The organism is Streptomyces sp. NPDC029836 (assembly GCF_055574495.1).
Genome location: NZ_JBVHZI010000004.1, coordinates 421,686 through 437,559, shown reverse-complemented (window position 1 = coordinate 437,559; position 15,874 = coordinate 421,686). Strand labels below are relative to the sequence as shown.

Here is a 15,874-nt window from a genome sequence, read left to right as displayed (position 1 = left end):
ATCAATATCTGTCGCCGCAACCTAAGGATTTAATGGATCCAGCGGGGAGGGTTTCTACCGCAACGCGGCGGCCGCAAATATTCAACGCACGGGCCGCTGCAGCGTGCTACTGTCGATCTCGGTTGCAGTTTTGGTACCCAAGAACTTCAAGTGCCTCCAGACCGGAATTCATTCCACTGGAAGCGCTTTGTATTTCCCGGCTCTTTTGCCGGGCGGGGCATCATCGCGGCGACACGGCGTCCGCACAGTGCAGTCGCCGATGCATTGCCCCAAAGGAGATATGACATGGCTGCTGGTACCGTCAAGTGGTTCAACGCGGAAAAGGGTTTCGGCTTCATCGAGCAGGACGGTGGCGGCCCTGACGTGTTCGCCCACTACTCGAACATCGCCGCCCAGGGCTTCCGCGAGCTGAACGAGGGCCAGAAGGTCACCTTCGACATCGCGCAGGGCCAGAAGGGCCCGACGGCCGAGAACATCGTTCCCGCCTGACGCTGACACGCATTCTGCAGCTGGGGCCCGCATCCCTCGGGGTGCGGGCCCCAGCTGCACGCATTTCCCGTGGTGAGTTCACCCGCGGTATCGATCATGGAGACACTCGGCCGACCGGCCCTTTCGGAGCCGAACCCGAGTTGATTGTTTTTGGTTGTCGCGCCCGTCTGGCGCCACCTTTTTTCAGCGTCTGAGCCGTACAGATTCCTGTCCGCCAGATCCGCTTTCGCATCAAATTCGGCCCGTTCTCGCAATTCCCTGCGCCGCTCCTACGCTGCGGGAATTCCTTGATACGTGCCGCATCAAGGAAGGTTCCGCATGAACCCCACACGTACGAACGAGCGCTCCTCCCGCACCCGCAGCCGCACCGGCGGCCCCGCTTTCGGCTCCGGCGCCGGCTCCGGTTCGAGCCGGGGCAGCAGCCGCTTCGGCTCTTCGCCCCAGAGCCGTTCCGGAGCTCCGACCCGCTCCGGTGGTCCGAGCCGCTCGGGCGGCTATGGTCGTCGGCCCGCCGCGATCCAGGGCGAGTTCGCCCCGCCGAAGACGATCACCCCCGCGCTGCCCGCCGTCGAGGCCTTCGCCGACCTCGCCATGCCGGCCCCGCTGCTCGCCACGCTCGGACGTGAGGGCATGGCCACGCCGTTCCCGATCCAGGCCGCCACGCTCCCCAATACCCTCGTGGGCCGCGACGTCCTCGGCCGTGGCCGTACCGGCTCCGGCAAGACCCTGGCCTTCGGCCTCGCGCTGCTGGCCCGTACGGCCGGCCAGAGCGCCGAGTCGGGTCAGCCGCTCGCACTGGTCCTCGTACCGACGCGCGAACTCGCCCAGCAGGTGACGGCCGCGCTCGCCCCCTACGCCCGGGCGGTCAAGCTGCGCCTGGCCACCGTGGTGGGCGGCATGCCCATCTACCGGCAGGCACAGGCGCTGCGCGCCGGGGCCGAAGTGGTCGTCGCCACGCCCGGCCGGCTCAAGGACCTCATCGACCGCGGCGACTGCCGGCTGAACCAGGTCGCCATCACCGTCCTGGACGAGGCCGACCAGATGGCCGACATGGGCTTCATGCCGCAGGTCACCGCTTTGCTGGACCAGGTGCGGCCCGAGGGCCAGCGGATGCTGTTCTCCGCCACCCTCGACCGGAACGTCGACCTGCTGGTGCGCCGCTACCTGACCGACCCCGTCGTGCACTCCGTCGACCCCTCGCAGGGCGCGGTCACCACGATGGAACACCACGTCCTGCACGTCCAGAACTTCGACAAGCAGGCCGCCACGACCGAGATCGCCGCCCGCGAGGGCCGCGTGATCATGTTCCTGGACACCAAGCACGCCGTGGACAGGCTCACCGAGCACCTGTTGAGCAGCGGAGTCCGCGCCGCGGCCCTGCACGGCGGAAAGTCCCAGCCCCAGCGCACCCGTACCCTCACGCAGTTCAAGAGCGGGCACGTCAGCGTCCTCGTGGCCACGAACGTCGCGGCCCGCGGCATCCACGTCGACAACCTCGACCTCGTCGTGAACGTGGACCCGCCGACCGACCCCAAGGACTACCTGCACCGCGGCGGCCGCACCGCCCGCGCCGGCGAGTCCGGCAGCGTCGTCACCCTGGTGCTGCCCAACCAGCGCCGCGAGATGGCACGCCTGATGACGGCCGCCGGCATCAGCCCGCAGACCGCCCAGGTCCACTCGGGCGACGAGGCCCTGACCCGCATCACCGGCGCCCAGGCACCCTCCGGCATTCCGGTCACCATCACCGCACCGGTGTCCGAGCGGCCCAAGCGCGGCACGGCCTCCCGCGGCCGGCGCGGGCCCGCCTCGGCTGCACGGCGTGCGAGCGCGCGGCAGTCCGCCTTCGATGCGGCGGCCTGAGAACAACTTGATCAGGAAACTGACCCATCTCTGCAGGAGGCAGATCTTGTCGCTGGTCCAGATGCAGCCCCGCCCGGCGCATGCCGATGTTCATGCCGACCTCGTCCTCCGAACGGTGGACGACGCCATGGAAGCGGCCGGTCCGCAGGTTTGTGACGACATGACCGTCGAGGTGGCCCTGGCCGTCATGGCCGGCTCGCGCGCGGACCATCTGCTCATCTGCGACGAGGACGGCCTCTGCACCGGCGTGATCACGCGGGAGCAGCTCCGTGCCATCCGCGACAGCGCCGCGTACACCGACCGGCTCCGGCTGCGCGATGTTCTCGGCGACCGCGGTCCGTTCGCCTCACCCGTGACCACGATGGCCGAGGCCGAGCACGCGATGCGCTACCGCCGGCTCGACGCCCTGCCCGTGGTCGCCGAACAGGGCGGCGCCCTGGGCGTCCTCGTCCTCGCACGCTGAAATCACCGCCCCGTGGTCGGACCGTTCTCCCCTTCTCCCTGTGAGGCATCATGCGCTGTGTCATCGCCCGCTTCCCGTTCGACCTGACCAAGAGCGGTGTCCTGGAGTCCATGAAGGGCATCAAGCCGGAGCAGGTCATCGGCGAGTCCGTGATCATCGGTCGCCGTACCTACCCCGTCAAGCAGGTCGGCCAGGTCCTCACCCGCCAGGACCGCCGTGACTTCAGTGCCGGCGAGGTCCTGCGCGCCATGACCCAGCTCGGCTTCACCTGTCGCGGAGGCCTTCCGCGAACCGCCGTGGCCACGCGCGTGCTCAACCCCCTCCAGCGGGCCTCCGCGATGCTCGGCACCCCCGTGACCGCCTGACCAGTGGGCCCGGCGCGCGCCGCCACCCGAACAGCGAAGAGGGCCCGACCGGCACGCGCCGCTCGGGCCCTTCCGCGTACCCACGGGAAAGCGCGATGGGTGGATTGCACTCCGGGCGGCTCCAGCAGGCCGAGGATGCGTGTGAAGACGGTGGGCAGGGCGTGAGGTGATCCGAGGGGTCGCAGGGTAGGCGAGTGGCTCCTGGGAAGCGGAAGTAGATGGACATCGAGCGCAGGAACAACGTGACCTGACCGGCAATCCGCAGGGCCGGACGGTGGTATTGGCGCACGGGTTCGGCTGTGATCAGAACATGTGGCGGCTGACCGTACCCGCTGCGACGCGCTCCACCTGCGCGACGCGGTGTTCGTGGGGCACTCGGTCAGCGCGATGGTCGGTGTACTGGCAGCCGGCATGGCTCCGGAGCGGATCGGGGCGCTGGTGATGGTCGCTCCCTCGCCGCGGTACATCGACGACGACGGCTACCGGGGCGGGTTCAGCGCCGAGGACATCGACGAACTGCTGGACTCCCTGGAATCGAACTACCTGGGCTGGTCGGCCGCGATGGCACCGGTGATCATCTCGACTGCACCACCGCTCCCGACCTACGTGAGCTCCTCGCCACGCTCGCCCTCGAACCGGGCCAACTCCTCGTCCTGGACCTCACCCGCATGGAATTCTGCGGCTCCAGCGGCATCAGCGCCCTGATCGCCGCCCGCAACCACGTACAGGCCGCCCAAGCCGACATCGCACTCGCCGCCGTACCCGCCCACACCCTGCGCGTCCTGCGCGTCATCGGCCTGGACCAGGTCTTCCGCCTCCTGCCCGGCACCGGCTCCTGACCGCCGGGACTCCGCGCGGAGAGACCCTGGATCGGCTACCCGACCACGGGCTCGCGCCTATCCGCCGGTCCGACGGGGCAGGAGGACCCGTACGATTTTCCCGCCTTCGGGCGTGGACGTGACGATGGTGGCACGGGCGAGGTCGTTGACCATGTGCCAGCCGAAACCGCCGGTGCCGTCGACCAGGTCGGGGGTCTGTAGTCGGTGTCCGGCCTTGCCTGCCCGGCCATCGTTCCCCGACCCACGACTGTTCAACCTGACGGAATCCGATTACCTCAGGGACACGCACTCAAAAATCTATCTCGGCTGGAGTAGACATTGGGCGGGGGCGTGGTTACGGTTTCTCTCGTAACCCAGAGAGACAGCCCAGAGAGACAGCAGGGCCTGGTAGAGACGAACTGCCGGGCAGCAGTACCCGCAGTTGCAGTGCCTGGCCTTTCGGTCGGGTCAGCGGAAACAGAAGGCCGGCCTAGTCTCAGGGCCGGCAGATGGTGTAACCGTTCCTTCGGGGCCGTGGTGCCGTACGCACCAGGGCCCCTCCCCACGTTCTGACCCATTCCTCCATCTGTTTCGCAGTGAGGTGCGATGACAGCAGACGACTCGTTCAGCCGTCTCGACGACGACGGCTACCCCGCCTACACGATGGGCCGGGCCGCAGAGATGCTCGGTACCACCCAGGCCTTCCTCCGCGCCATTGGAGAGGCCCGCCTGATCACCCCGCTGCGTTCCGAGGGCGGCCACCGCCGCTACTCCCGCTCCCAGCTGCGCATTGCCGCCCGCGCTCGGGAACTCGTCGACCACGGCACTCCCATTGAGGCCGCCTGTCGGATCGTGATGCTGGAGATCCGACTTGAGGAAGCTCAGCGCGTCAACGCCGAGCACTCCCCCGCGTCCGAAGGGCGCCCGCGCACGGCGGCCTGAGGTGGACGTGCCCGCCGGTCGCGGCGGGCACTCCCGCCCGCCTGTGTCGGAGGTATGACGCACCTCGCTCCCTATGGTGACGGGCCGCTGGGGGCGTGTAGCGTCTGCGTCAGCTGTCGTGGTTCGGAAGTCCCCTCAGCCCACGCCTTGGTGTGGGCGTTTTGCTGTGCAGTGCCGCAGGAACCAGGACGATCACCTCCGCCTTCCGCATGGAGCGGGAGGCGTCCATCGACTGGAAGGCATGAGACATGGCTACGGGAACTGTGAAGTGGTTCAACGCTGAAAAGGGCTTCGGCTTCATCGCCCAGGACGGCGGCGGCCCGGACGTCTTCGCCCACTACTCCGCGATCAACTCCTCGGGCTTCCGCGAGCTCCAGGAGGGTCAGGTCGTCACGTTCGACGTCACCCAGGGCCAGAAGGGCCCCCAGGCCGAGAACATCAACCCGGCCTAACCCTCCCCCCACCCCGCCCGCGCGGCCGCCGCGATCGGCGCTCGCGGCTGTCCGTACAGCTCGCAGGAGCGCGAGCAGCGGACGTCTGCCATGTCGGCGGGATCCGAGGAGTACTGGATCAGGGCCGCGCAGCGTTTGCCGCGCGGCCCTGATCCGCGTCTGGAGCCGGACCGGCGGCGGCCCGTCCCGGGGGAGGGTCGCGGTGATCGCCTTGCCCGTACCGGCCCGAGCCCGGGCAATGGTGACGTCTTGGGCCAGACGTTGGATCATGCGCCAGCCGAAACCGCCGGCAGCGAGCCGTGGATCACGCGAGTACCTGCGTTCGAACCGACGCGGCTGCGGCGTCATCAGGATGGGCGTCCCCCGCCAAGTGCAGCTGCCGCAGCGTGCTTTCCGTCTCGCGCCAGAGGTGCTCGGCAGAGACCAGACGCTGCCACAGCGGGTCGGGACAGCAGGGGACGGTGGCGCCGCGGGCCGCCCACTCCTCGGCCAGCCGGGCGTACAGGGGCGTGCTCTCGTCCGGGACCTCTCCACCGGCCTGCTCACCGGCGTGCGCCGGACTACGGGAAGGCCACCGGCGCAGCTGTTCCGGGAGACGGGCAGCGGCTCTGCGCTTACCGCTGCCGGCCTGAGCACCGCGGTCGAGATATACCCAATGATCATCCGTCACGTTCGTCAAAACGATTCTTCCACCCCGTTGGACACCGTTTCCGGTTGGCCACAACAGCCCCTCCCCCTCATCCGCTCCCTGGAGCGACCGGGATCGGCACACGCTCGCCGCAGTGGCGCGGCGAACTCGGCGGCGCGCCCGGTGTCCAGGTCCAGCTCAGCAGTCTCCAGGAGCGGCCGTGTTCGAGCCCGATTACCTCCTCACCAACCAGGAGCAAATCTATGTCGGCTGGAGTAGACATTGATCGGTGACGTGGTTATGGTTTCTCTCGTAGCCCAGCGAGACAGCAGGGCCTGGCAGAGACGAACTGCCGGCAGTAGTACACGCGGTACCCGTAGTTGCAGTGCGCAGGACGGTGCGGTGGTGGAGTTCCGAAGCCAGGGTTGTTGCAGGTCGGCGACGGGACTGACGACCGGACCGGGTGGCCCGCAGTGATCAGGGGCCACCACGAGCAGAACCCAGCAGTGAAGTGAGTGAAGCAGTACCTCGGTGAAGGCGTCGGCTGCGGGCGCGCGCATCGGGAAGTTCGGCAGTGGGGTGCTAAGCCAGAGCAGACGCAGGACAGGCGACGGGGCTGGCTGCCGAAACGTGGCGCTGGGGCAGGCCACGAGCAGTAAAAGCGGTTCGCAGTACAGCAGTAGGTCTCACCCTTGCAGTACCCGTAGTTGCAGTGCGCAGGACGGTGCGGTGGTGGAGTTTCGAAGCCAGGGCTGGTGCAGGACGGCGACGGGACTGACGACCGGACCGGGTGGCCCGCCGTGATCAGGGGCCACCACGAGCAGTACCGCAGTTGACGCGGTGGCAGTACCTGTAGGTGCAGTACCCAGCAGTGAAGGCAGTGAGCAGCACCTTGGTGGAGGCGTCGAATGCAGGCGCGGCCACCAGGAAGTTCGGCAGTGGGGTTCCAAGCCAGAGCAGACGCAGGACAGGCGACGGGGCTGGCTGCCGAAGCGGCGCCGGGTCAGGCCGCGAGCAGTACAAGCGAAGCAGTACAAGCAGTACAAGCAGTACAAGCGGTACGCGGTATCAGCAGTAAGCATCACCAGCAGTACGCAGTCCCCCGCTTGGTAAGTAGTTGATCACCGAGGGAAGAACGGAGGAGCTGGGCGCCATCAGGATCGCCCGGGCCGGCAGGTTGAAGCCCGGGTACCGCAGGACATCGTCAGTGAGGTGGTCTCCGGTCAAGCAACCGCGATCCCCGCACCCCCGACAGCCTTTCGGTCGGGTCAGCGGACACAGAAGGCCGGCGCAGTATCAGGGCCGGCAGATGGTGTAGTAGTTCCTTCGGGGCCCTGGTGCCATAGGCACCAGGGCCCCTCCACGCGTTCCAGAAACAGGTGCAATGACAGCAGACGACTCGTTCGGCCGTCTCGACGACGACGACTACCCCGCCTACACCATGGGCCGGGCTGCCGCGATGCTCGGCACCACCCAAGGTTTTCTCCGCGCCCTGGGCGAGGCCCGCCTCATCACCCCGCTCCGCTCGGCCGGTGGTCACCGCCGCTACTCCCGCTACCAGCTGCGCATCGCCGCCCGCGCCCGCGAACTCGTCGACCACGGCACCCCGATCGACTCCGCCTGCCGGATCATCATCCTGGAAGACCAGCTCGAAGAAGCCCAGCGCATCAACGCCGAGTACCGCCGAGCCGCCGACTCTTCGGCTCCACCGACCTCAGCCTGAGGTGATCGTCCCCGTCGGCATCGGCGGGCTCACGATCTTCTCGGCCCGCAGCTTGGACTCTGGACGGAGTGCTACTGGGGCGCGGGAGGCCTCACGTGGGTGGTGATCGCCTGTGCTCACGATCAGGGAGAGCAGGCGACACCCCCGGCGCGGCGCTCGAGCATGCCGTCGGTGAGCATCACGAGCCGGTCACCCGGCCGCAGATCCAGCCGCTGCACCGGGGAGGAGCCGGTGCTGAATCTCGGCCGCCAGGTTCGGGGGACGGGTACGGCGGTCCCACTGGTGGACGTCGGTGAAGGACCGGTTGGCGATGACGATGTGGGCCCGGGCGTGTGCGGTCGCAGCGATCTGCCTCATCCCGTCGTCGTCGGGCGTAGCGCGCCCGCCCGGAATGCTCGGCGCAATCGGTTGCGCGCCAAGCAGGGGGGCATGTGGTCGGGCAGGCGCGAACCGGTGGTGCACCGAGCCACGACGCCCGGTCACCGAGGACGAGGAGACGGACTGTGAGCAGAGTGTGGATGTACGCGCAGGACAGCAGTTACACGTCCGGGCAGTCACTGGTGGGATTCACCGTGGAAGCCGCTGACGGTGTCATCGGGCACGTCGACCGGCAGCAGGATCAGCCGGGCATGCAGCACCTGGTGGTCGACACCGGCGTGTGGGTGTTCGGCAGGAGCGTCCTGATCCCGGCCGGCGCCGTCACCCGCATCGATACGGCGGCGCGGGTGGTGAGGGTCTCGGCCACGCAGGAAGAGATCAAGGCCGCGCCCCGGTTCACGACGGACAGCGAAACAGGTGACCACACCTACCTGTCCGCGGTCGGCGACTACTACGTCTCCCTCCGCCGCCCGCTCGCGCCCTGACCCGAAGCCGGTCGGCAACTCACCGGCCCCCACACGAATGGACGGGCATGCATCGACACGTCGTCGTGCTCAGTGGGCGGCGAGGGAGACGGCGATGTAGTGCGCGGTGAAAGCCGCCACGGTCAGGGCGTGGAACACCTCGTGGTAGCCGAACCAGCGGGGTGAGGGGTCGGGGCGCCGCAGGGCGTACACGACCGCGCCCGCGCTGTAGAGCAGCCCGCCGGTCACGACCAAGGTGAGTACGGCCGCGCCGCCGCTGTGCAGGAAGTCGGGCAGGTAACGCACCGGCGCCCAGCCCAGGGCCAGGTAGCAGGGCGTGTACAGCCAGCGGGGAGCGCCGATCCACAGGACCCGGAAGGCGATGCCGGCCAGAGCGCCCGTCCACACGATCCACAGGAGCACGGACCGCTGGTCAGGGGCGAGGAGGAGCACGGCGAGCGGGGTGCAGGTGCCGGCGATGATCAGGAAGATGTTGGCGTGGTCCAGGCGGCGCAGGACGGCCTCGCCGAGTGGCCCCCAGGTGCCGAGGTGGTAGACGGCGCTCGTCCCGAACAGCAGCCAGGCGGTGACGGCGTACACGGCGGCGGCCACGGTGGCCTGCGGTGTTCCGGCCGTGCAGATGAGGACGATGCCTGCGGCCAGCGACGCGGGGACCATGCCGGCGTGGAGCCAGCCCCGTAGCTTCGGCTTGATCGGTTCCACCAGATCGGCCGCCCGCTCGAACAGATCGGAAGCCGGCTGGGAGGCCTCACTTCCTCCATCCGTCGGTACGGAGACAGCACTGCCGGCTTCGGCGTCGTCCCGGGACATGGCTTCCCGTCCTGACTCGGACTGTTGGGCATCACTGGCAACCATGAGTTCATGCTAGGAGCTGACCCGGAGCAGCATCACGTGAGGTGTGCCGCAGGACGCCGGCGCGGCATCGCCGGCCGCAGCTGGTTCAGCCGCTTCACGTCCGACCCTCTCAGTCTTCCGCCAACTGGGGCCGTGGAACTCGTGTAATTCGGCGGGCCAGGGGAACGATCTGGGCTTCCGCACGAGCCTCTCCGCTCTCCGACGTCCAAGGACCGCCGATGCTTCCCGAGTTCCGCTCCCACGCGTCCGCCCCCCTGTCCCATCAGCTGGAACAGCGGCTGGGGCTGGACCCACGTCTCGAAGCCGGCCGCATCGACGTAGAGCGCGTCGGGAACATCGCAGTCGTCGCATCGGCCCACTCCGACGGATACGTGGCCACCGCTCACCTCCTCGGTCTGCTGGCCGCGCTCCCCGCCCCCACCGCGTCCGGAGAGAACTTCTGGTCGGAACTGTGGAGGTCCTCGGGCTCCCTCTACCTGCTGCCCGCCAACATCAAGGCCTGCGTGCTGAGTTCGCTGGCCGGCGAAGGCACCGGTCTGGCCGGGCAGATCCTCTCGGCCTTCAACGAGATGACCCCGCCCCAGCGCATCGCAGCCGGAGAGGTCATCGGCCAGGCCCTCGCCGAGTCCGACCACCTCCCCGATCTCAAAACGCAGGTCATCGGAGAGCTGTGGCTCCGCGACCTCGAACTCACCGCCTGGCGCGTCCTGCACGCGGACCACAAATCAGCCGATCCGGCGAAGCGGGAGGCCTTCTTCGACGCATGGACGAGCGTCTGATGCGCAAGATCACCCGTACCGTTCGGCCCCGACGGGGCCCACGGAACCAGTGAGGGGAGGAGTCCTGACGCCTCCCTCCCCTCATCCAGCGACCGTCAGGCGCCCCTCGCCCCTCGCCCCTCGCCGCCCGCCGCACGACTCCCTTGTCGCGGGCCGCTCGCACCCGGGCGTCGATGCCCCCGGCGACCTCCTGCTGACGTTCGTCGTCGAAGTGCTGGTAGGCCATCGCGGCCTTCTCCGAGGACTGGCCGGCGCGGACCATCGTGTCCTTGGGGGTCGCGACGGACTGGGTGGAGAGGGTGCGGCCGGTGGGGCCGCAGGTCGTAGAAGCGGAAGCCCTTCGGCAGTCCTTGCAGTTACGCGCCATGGATTCCCAAGCTTATGGCGCGGGTTCGATTTCCGTCATCCGCTCTTCCAAGAAGGCCAGGTCAGCGACCTGGCTTCTTCGTTGTCCCGCCCTTTCGGCTCTCGCCACGCGATCGGCGGGTCGCAGCCGGCGGACGCACTTGCTCCCGAAACGCTGTGCTCGGAGGGAATCAATATCTGTTGCCGCGGTCAGAGAGTTTTATGGACCCTGCGGAGAGGGTTTTTCCGCACCGCACACGATGGCGATATTCAACGCACCCAAACCCCCGCAGCGTGCTACTGTCGATCTCGGTTGCAGTTTTGGTACCCAAAAACTTCAAGCGTCGGCCTCCGCGCCCCAATCAAGCGCTTCATATTTCCGGATCTTTCCGGCGGGACATCATCGCGGCGACACGGTATCCGTACAGTGCGGATTCTGCGTACTGCCCCCCAAGGAGATTCGACATGGCATCTGGCACCGTGAAGTGGTTCAACGCGGCAAAGGGTTTCGGATTCATCGAGCAGGACGGTAGCGGGGACGACGTCTTCGCCCACTTCTCGAACATCGCCGCCCAGGGCTTCCGCGAGCTGCAGGAGGGCCAGAAGGTCACCTTCGACATCGCGCAGAGCCAGAAGGGCCAAACGGCCGAGAACATCGTTCCCGCCTGACGCTGACGCGCCTTTCGCAGCTGGGGCCCGCATCCCTCGGGGTGCGGGCCCCAGCTGCACATATTTTCCCCGCAGTGATGTCACCTGCGGGACCTGCGGGACGCCGCATTCAGGGTCACATCCTCCTCGGATCTCCACCCTCGACTTTTTTCTATTCCGCGTCCACCTGACGCCTCCCCATCTCAGTGCCTGCGACCGCACGGAGTCCCTGTCGGCCGGAGTCGCTTTCGCATTCATTCGGTCCGTTCTCGTGATTCCCTGCGCTGCGATCCGCCGCGGGAATTCCTTGTTACGTGCCGCATCAAGGAGGGTTCTCAATGAACCGCACACGTACGAACGACCGCTCCTCTCGCACCCGCAGCGCACCGGCGGCCCCGCTTTCGGCACTGCCACCGGTTCGGAGCGGGGCCCTGAACCGGATCACCGGCGCCCGCACCCCCTCCGGCATCCCCGTGGTCATCACCGCACCCGTCGTCGAACGCGCCAAGCGCAGCGCGGCCTCCCGGGGAAGGCGCCGGCCCGCTTCGACCGTCCGGGGCGTGAGCGTGCGGCAGTCCTCCTTAGATGCGGCGGCCTGAGAAGCACGTGATCAGGAAACTGACCCATCTCTGCAGGAGGTACGTTGTGACGCTGGTCCAGATGCAGCCCCGCTCGACGAACGCCAACCCCGTGCACCGGACGGTGGACGACGCGATGGAGGCGGCCGGTCCGCAGGTCTGTGACGACATGACGGTCGAGGTGGCCATGGCCGTCATGGCCAGTGCCCGCGGGGGTCATCTGGTCGTCTGCGACGAGGACGGCCTGTGCACCGGGCTGATCACCCGGGCCAGGCTCGCCGGCGTCCGCGACGGCGCGGCGTACACGGACCGGGTCCGTCTCCGCGACGTCCTCGGCGACCGCGGACCGTTCACCTCGCCCACGACCGCGATGGCCGAAGCCGAGCACGCGATGCGCTACCGCCGGCTCGATGCCCTACCGGTCGTCGACGAGCAGGGCAGCGCTCTGGGCGTCCTCGCGCTTGCCCGCTGAACCGCCTCACCACGGCACGACCCACTCGGCAGGACCGCCGTGACCCCAGCGCCGAAAGTGGTCCGGGCCATGACCCTGCTCGGGTTCACCTGCCGCGGCCCCGGGCAGCCGTGCCCAGGTCTGTCCTCAGCCCGCTCCAGCAGGCTTCCGCGATGCTCGGCATCCGGGTGACCGTCCGACCGACAGGACCCGCGCAAGCAAGCCGGCACCCGAACGCTGAAGAGGGCTCGACCGACACATGCCGGTCGGGCCCTTCCGCGTACCCGGGGTTTCCCGCGCGCTGTCGGGTCAGTGGTCGGAGTAGCTGAAGTCGCCCATGGTCCAGGCGCTGACATCGGCGATCGAGACGCGATACATCCCGCCCGTCTCCGGGATCCCCACCGTGCCCTGAAGGATGCGGGCCACATGGAAGTGCAGATGAGTGGGCGGCCCCTCGTGGGGTGCCGCGGCGGTGAAGATGGCGGCGAACTCGCCCAGGCGGGCGGAATCCGTCAGGACCTCCGACACCCGCTGCCTCCACACGGGTTCGGGTGCCAGCCGACCGGTGATGACAGCGCCACCGGTGACCACGGTCAGGGACATCTGATTGCTCTGCCCGGACTCCACCAGGGCGGCGACGTCAACGAGCAGCTCGTCAGGCTTCGACATGGGAGCCGATTTTATGCACTGGTCGTCCCGACCGCTCGACCGGGAGCACTACCGAGCGAGAAGGGCACTCACCGTCTACCCGCCGAAGGGCCGACGGGTGGCAGCGGTCGCCCGGGCCCTGTGCCCGCATCCCCTGACCGGCTGTGCGGGCCGCTCCGCGCATCTGAGCCGACCGTGCAGGTCTAGCTGTCCCCGGAGGGCGCGAAAATCTATGACGGCCGGAGTAGACATTGCGCGGTGGCGTGGTTATGGTTCTTCTCGTAGCCCAGAGAGACAGCAGGGCCCGGCAGAGACGAACTGCCGGGCAGAAGTACCCGCAGTTGCAGTGCGCATGACGGTGCGGTGGTGGAGTTCCGAAGCCAGGGTTGTTGCAGGACGGCGACGGGGCTGACGACCGGACCGGGTGGCCCGCAGTCATCAGGGGCCGCCGAGAGCAGTACCGCAGTTCGCACAGTCGCAGTACTCGTCAGTGCGGTGCGCAGTAGTAGGTGAGCAGCACCTCGGTGAAGGCGTCGACTGCGGGCGCGCGCACCGGGAAGTTCGGCAGTGGGGTTCCAAGCCAGAGCAGATGCAGGACGGGCGACGGGGCTGGCTGCCGAAGAGTGGCGCCGGGTCGGGCCACCAGCAGTACGCAGTGGAGCAGTACCAGCAGTAAGTAGTTGATCACAGAGGGAAGAACGGAGGAGCAGAGCGCCATCAGGATCGCCCGGGCGGAGCCTTGAGCCCGGGTACCGCAGGACATCGATAGTGAGGTGGTCTCCGGTCGAGCAACCGCGATCCCCGCGCTCCCGACAGCATCTCGGTCGGGTAGGCGGAAACACAGGGTCGGCGCAGTATCAGGGCCGACAGATGGTGTAGTAGTTCCTTCGGGGCCCTGGTGCCATACGGCACCAGGGCCCCTCCACGCGTTCCCCGAGAGAGGTTCAATGACAGCAGACGACTCGTTCGGTCGTCTCGACGACGACGATTACCCCGCCTACACCATGGGCCGGGCCGCAGACATGCTCGGCACCACCCAGGGCTTCCTCCGCGCCATCGGAGAGGCCCGCCTGATCACCCCGCTCCGCTCCGAGGGCGGCCACCGCCGCTACTCCCGCTACCAGCTGCGCATCGCGGCGCGTGCCCGGGAACTCGTCGACCAGGGCACCCCCATCGAGGCGGCCTGCCGGATCGTCATCCTGGAGGACCAGCTCGAAGACGCGCAGCGCATCAACGCCGAATACCGCCGCGCCGCCGCAGCGTCCGACCCGTCGTCCCCGACCTAGACCCCGGCCTGAGGCGCGGGCGCCCGTCGACCTCGACGGGCCGCGCCCCGTGGGCGTTCGCGGCGGCGCTCGGGCTTCCGTCGTGCCGACGGCACTTCGCTCCGCGAGGTCCAGGCCGTCGGTCCCGGGCCGGCCGGGGCCGGGGTCCGGTCCTCACGTCCCTGCGCACACAGGATGTGGACGGTGGAGCCCCGCGCCCGGCGATCGGGGACGAGCCGACCGCCACGCCCGCCCCTGCGGGTACGCGAGATCGCCTGACTGGCGGTACGACTCCGCGTCGGCGATCGGCTTCCTGTGGGCAGGCGTTCGGTGCTCCCCCGTGTGAGTGATTCGCGCCCTGACCATTCGGGTGGAACGTCGGATCATCGATCATGTGAGTCGGATTATTTTCATTCCGATTTCCCCCAGGGAATGTGCTTGTATTAATCCCCCCTCCGCACCTCACTCATCATTGGTGCGTGAAATTTCCTGCGTAATATGCGGCAGCGACACACCAGGGCCTCCGAGCGAACGGAAGCGCCCGGTACGCCACGCCCCCACAGGAAATGGCCTCTTGATGAAGCTGAAAATCCAAGCGGCTCAGCGCCGCACTCTGTCCGGCTGGGTGTCCTCGGCCGTCGCCGTAACGGTTGCCGCTGTAATGGTCACCGGATTGCCGACGCAGGCCATGGCCATCGCGACTCCCGTACTGCTGGGCACCACCGCCAGCTACTCCGTTCTGGCCGGTCAGGGAGTCACGAACACCGGCAACTCGGTGCTCGACCACGACCTCGGGACGCACCCGAACCCGGCCATCACCGGATTCCCGCCCGGACTGGTGCTCGGCGCGGTGCATCCCGCGGACGCTGCGGCCCTTCAGGCCAAGAGCGATCTGATCGTGGCGTACAACAACGCGGCCGGCCAGTTGGGCGGACAGGCACCGGACTTCCCGCTCGCGGCGGGAATCGGCGGGGGTCAGGAGCTGCTTCCCGGCGTGCACAGGGCCACATCGGGAGTCGGACTCACGGGCGACCTGGTCCTGAACGCCGGGGGGAACCCCAACTCGGTCTGGGTGTTCCAGATTCCGGAAGCCCTGACCACGGCGTCCAGCAGCCGGATCCTCCTCACGAACGGCGCTTCGCCGTGCAACGTGTTCTGGCAGATCGGAAGTTCGGCGACCCTCGGCACCACATCCACTTTCGTAGGCACCATCTTGGCCCTGACCTCCATCTTCGTGAACCAGGGGGCGAACATCGAGGGCCGGGCACTGGCCCGTAACGGCGAAGTGACCCTCAACAACAACAGGATCTTCCTCGGCGGGTGCGCCACCGGCGGTACGACGACCGGTACGACCACCGGCACCACCACGGGCACCACCACCGGAACGACCACGGGCACGACCACCGGCACCACCACCACCGGTACGACCACCGGTACGACCACCGGCACGCCGACCGCCGGCACGACGACCGGCACCACCGTGGGTCTGATCGGTGGCGGCCTCTTGGGCGGACCGATCGTCGACCTCGTGTCCGGCGGCACCTCGGGGAACATCGCCGGCAACACGGCCGGGAACACCGCGGGCAACACGGCCGGGAACACGACCGGCGGGAACGTCACCGGCGGGAACGTCGGCGGGCCCGGCGGACCGGGCCACGGCGGCCCGGACCACGGGCACGAGGGGAGGCCCGGTAAGCCGGAC

18 protein-coding genes and 3 pseudogenes are annotated in these 15,874 nt (G+C 68.3%); 16 read left to right on the top strand and 5 right to left on the bottom strand.

What is annotated here, in order from left to right; all coding sequences use genetic code 11:
• Nucleotides 1–285: 285 nt before the first annotated feature.
• The 9 genes and pseudogenes from ACZ4XJ_RS15745 to ACZ4XJ_RS15705 all read left to right on the top strand — a co-directional run bounded on the left by ACZ4XJ_RS15745 (nucleotide 286) and on the right by ACZ4XJ_RS15705 (nucleotide 7,740).
• A complete protein-coding gene (locus ACZ4XJ_RS15745; RefSeq protein WP_112446604.1) occupies nucleotides 286–489 on the top strand; it encodes a cold-shock protein in 204 nt (67 codons plus the stop codon).
• A gap of 318 nt (nucleotides 490–807) precedes the next feature.
• Nucleotides 808–2,349 (top strand): DEAD/DEAH box helicase, encoded by a 1,542-nt coding sequence (locus ACZ4XJ_RS15740; protein WP_468496480.1) that lies wholly within the window; start codon nucleotides 808–810, stop codon nucleotides 2,347–2,349.
• A gap of 46 nt (nucleotides 2,350–2,395) precedes the next feature.
• Nucleotides 2,396–2,812, top strand: coding sequence for a CBS domain-containing protein (locus ACZ4XJ_RS15735; RefSeq protein WP_468496479.1), 417 nt, complete (start codon nucleotides 2,396–2,398; stop codon nucleotides 2,810–2,812).
• A 50-nt stretch (nucleotides 2,813–2,862) separates the two neighbouring features.
• Complete coding sequence (locus tag ACZ4XJ_RS15730) at nucleotides 2,863–3,177, top strand: SCO5918 family protein (protein WP_468496478.1); 315 nt, start codon at nucleotides 2,863–2,865, stop codon at nucleotides 3,175–3,177.
• Nucleotides 3,178–3,395: 218 nt separating this feature from the next.
• Nucleotides 3,396–3,756, top strand: a pseudogene (locus ACZ4XJ_RS15725) (alpha/beta fold hydrolase); the annotation flags it as partial.
• Complete coding sequence (locus ACZ4XJ_RS15720; RefSeq protein ID WP_468496566.1) at nucleotides 3,711–4,016, top strand: STAS domain-containing protein; 306 nt, start codon at nucleotides 3,711–3,713, stop codon at nucleotides 4,014–4,016. The pseudogene ACZ4XJ_RS15725 and the gene ACZ4XJ_RS15720, both read left to right, overlap by 46 nt.
• Nucleotides 4,017–4,601: 585 nt before the next feature.
• Complete coding sequence (locus ACZ4XJ_RS15715; RefSeq protein WP_362875299.1) at nucleotides 4,602–4,937, top strand: helix-turn-helix domain-containing protein; 336 nt, start codon at nucleotides 4,602–4,604, stop codon at nucleotides 4,935–4,937.
• Nucleotides 4,938–5,185: 248 nt separating this feature from the next.
• On the top strand, nucleotides 5,186–5,389 hold the full coding sequence (locus ACZ4XJ_RS15710) for a cold-shock protein (RefSeq protein WP_008735947.1): 204 nt from the start codon (nucleotides 5,186–5,188) through the stop codon (nucleotides 5,387–5,389).
• A 2,012-nt stretch (nucleotides 5,390–7,401) separates the two neighbouring features.
• Nucleotides 7,402–7,740 (top strand): helix-turn-helix domain-containing protein, encoded by a 339-nt coding sequence (locus ACZ4XJ_RS15705; RefSeq protein ID WP_362875297.1) that lies wholly within the window; start codon nucleotides 7,402–7,404, stop codon nucleotides 7,738–7,740.
• A 189-nt stretch (nucleotides 7,741–7,929) separates the two neighbouring features.
• Here ACZ4XJ_RS15705 and ACZ4XJ_RS15700 read toward each other — a convergent pair whose 3' ends face one another.
• Nucleotides 7,930–8,097, bottom strand: a complete 168-nt coding sequence (locus tag ACZ4XJ_RS15700; RefSeq protein WP_468496477.1) for a hypothetical protein — start codon at nucleotides 8,095–8,097, stop codon at nucleotides 7,930–7,932.
• A gap of 146 nt (nucleotides 8,098–8,243) precedes the next feature.
• Between ACZ4XJ_RS15700 and ACZ4XJ_RS15695 the strand changes: the two genes are divergently transcribed.
• On the top strand, nucleotides 8,244–8,603 hold the full coding sequence (locus ACZ4XJ_RS15695; protein WP_362875295.1) for a PRC-barrel domain containing protein: 360 nt from the start codon (nucleotides 8,244–8,246) through the stop codon (nucleotides 8,601–8,603).
• A gap of 69 nt (nucleotides 8,604–8,672) precedes the next feature.
• Here the strand turns inward: ACZ4XJ_RS15695 and trhA are convergent, their stop codons facing one another.
• Nucleotides 8,673–9,458: a PAQR family membrane homeostasis protein TrhA gene (gene trhA / locus ACZ4XJ_RS15690; protein ID WP_468496476.1), complete on the bottom strand. Its 786-nt coding sequence runs from the start codon at nucleotides 9,456–9,458 to the stop codon at nucleotides 8,673–8,675.
• Nucleotides 9,459–9,676: 218 nt separating this feature from the next.
• Here trhA and ACZ4XJ_RS15685 point away from each other — a divergent pair, with 218 nt between their 5' ends.
• A complete protein-coding gene (locus ACZ4XJ_RS15685; RefSeq protein WP_362875293.1) occupies nucleotides 9,677–10,237 on the top strand; it encodes a hypothetical protein in 561 nt (186 codons plus the stop codon).
• Between the two features lie 142 nt (nucleotides 10,238–10,379).
• Here the strand turns inward: ACZ4XJ_RS15685 and ACZ4XJ_RS15680 are convergent.
• Nucleotides 10,380–10,587 (bottom strand): annotated as a pseudogene (locus ACZ4XJ_RS15680) (tyrosine-type recombinase/integrase); the annotation flags it as partial.
• A gap of 460 nt (nucleotides 10,588–11,047) precedes the next feature.
• On the opposite strand from ACZ4XJ_RS15680, the gene ACZ4XJ_RS15675 reads away from it, so the two are divergent.
• From ACZ4XJ_RS15675 to ACZ4XJ_RS15665, 3 genes and pseudogenes are all read left to right on the top strand, one after another.
• On the top strand, nucleotides 11,048–11,251 hold the full coding sequence (locus tag ACZ4XJ_RS15675; protein ID WP_362875292.1) for a cold-shock protein: 204 nt from the start codon (nucleotides 11,048–11,050) through the stop codon (nucleotides 11,249–11,251).
• Between the two features lie 392 nt (nucleotides 11,252–11,643).
• Nucleotides 11,644–11,829, top strand: a pseudogene (locus ACZ4XJ_RS15670) (DEAD/DEAH box helicase); the annotation flags it as partial.
• 46 nt (nucleotides 11,830–11,875) lie between these two features.
• Nucleotides 11,876–12,280: a CBS domain-containing protein gene (locus ACZ4XJ_RS15665; protein WP_468496475.1), complete on the top strand. Its 405-nt coding sequence runs from the start codon at nucleotides 11,876–11,878 to the stop codon at nucleotides 12,278–12,280.
• Nucleotides 12,281–12,568: 288 nt separating this feature from the next.
• Here ACZ4XJ_RS15665 and ACZ4XJ_RS15660 read toward each other — a convergent pair whose 3' ends face one another.
• Together ACZ4XJ_RS15660 and ACZ4XJ_RS15655 are read right to left on the bottom strand one after the other, a co-directional pair.
• Nucleotides 12,569–12,928 (bottom strand): hypothetical protein, encoded by a 360-nt coding sequence (locus ACZ4XJ_RS15660; protein WP_362875290.1) that lies wholly within the window; start codon nucleotides 12,926–12,928, stop codon nucleotides 12,569–12,571.
• A gap of 466 nt (nucleotides 12,929–13,394) precedes the next feature.
• Entirely contained in the window at nucleotides 13,395–13,595 is a 201-nt protein-coding gene (locus ACZ4XJ_RS15655) for a hypothetical protein (protein WP_468496474.1), read from the bottom strand.
• Between the two features lie 259 nt (nucleotides 13,596–13,854).
• Between ACZ4XJ_RS15655 and ACZ4XJ_RS15650 the strand changes: the two genes are divergently transcribed.
• Both ACZ4XJ_RS15650 and ACZ4XJ_RS15645 read left to right on the top strand, forming a co-directional pair.
• Nucleotides 13,855–14,193 carry a MerR family transcriptional regulator gene (locus tag ACZ4XJ_RS15650; RefSeq protein WP_362875289.1) on the top strand — a complete coding sequence of 113 codons (339 nt, stop codon included), beginning with the start codon at nucleotides 13,855–13,857 and terminating at the stop codon, nucleotides 14,191–14,193.
• Between the two features lie 556 nt (nucleotides 14,194–14,749).
• On the top strand, nucleotides 14,750–15,874 hold a 1,125-nt coding region (locus tag ACZ4XJ_RS15645; protein WP_468496473.1), incomplete at its 3' end, for an ice-binding family protein.

Bases quoted from the DNA above. Each gene is read 5' to 3' on its own strand.
- ACZ4XJ_RS15740 (WP_468496480.1), top strand. From the start codon at position 808: ATGAACCCCACACGTACGAACGAGCGCTCCTCCCGCACCCGCAGCCGC.
- ACZ4XJ_RS15715 (WP_362875299.1), top strand. From the start codon at position 4,602: ATGACAGCAGACGACTCGTTCAGCCGTCTCGACGACGACGGCTACCCC.
- ACZ4XJ_RS15660 (WP_362875290.1), bottom strand. From the start codon at position 12,928: ATGTCGAAGCCTGACGAGCTGCTCGTTGACGTCGCCGCCCTGGTGGAG.
- ACZ4XJ_RS15730 (WP_468496478.1), top strand. From the start codon at position 2,863: ATGCGCTGTGTCATCGCCCGCTTCCCGTTCGACCTGACCAAGAGCGGT.
- ACZ4XJ_RS15650 (WP_362875289.1), top strand. From the start codon at position 13,855: ATGACAGCAGACGACTCGTTCGGTCGTCTCGACGACGACGATTACCCC.
- ACZ4XJ_RS15745 (WP_112446604.1), top strand. From the start codon at position 286: ATGGCTGCTGGTACCGTCAAGTGGTTCAACGCGGAAAAGGGTTTCGGC.
- ACZ4XJ_RS15700 (WP_468496477.1), bottom strand. From the start codon at position 8,097: ATGAGGCAGATCGCTGCGACCGCACACGCCCGGGCCCACATCGTCATC.
- trhA (WP_468496476.1), bottom strand. From the start codon at position 9,458: ATGGTTGCCAGTGATGCCCAACAGTCCGAGTCAGGACGGGAAGCCATG.
- ACZ4XJ_RS15705 (WP_362875297.1), top strand. From the start codon at position 7,402: ATGACAGCAGACGACTCGTTCGGCCGTCTCGACGACGACGACTACCCC.
- ACZ4XJ_RS15685 (WP_362875293.1), top strand. From the start codon at position 9,677: ATGCTTCCCGAGTTCCGCTCCCACGCGTCCGCCCCCCTGTCCCATCAG.
- ACZ4XJ_RS15710 (WP_008735947.1), top strand. From the start codon at position 5,186: ATGGCTACGGGAACTGTGAAGTGGTTCAACGCTGAAAAGGGCTTCGGC.
- ACZ4XJ_RS15675 (WP_362875292.1), top strand. From the start codon at position 11,048: ATGGCATCTGGCACCGTGAAGTGGTTCAACGCGGCAAAGGGTTTCGGA.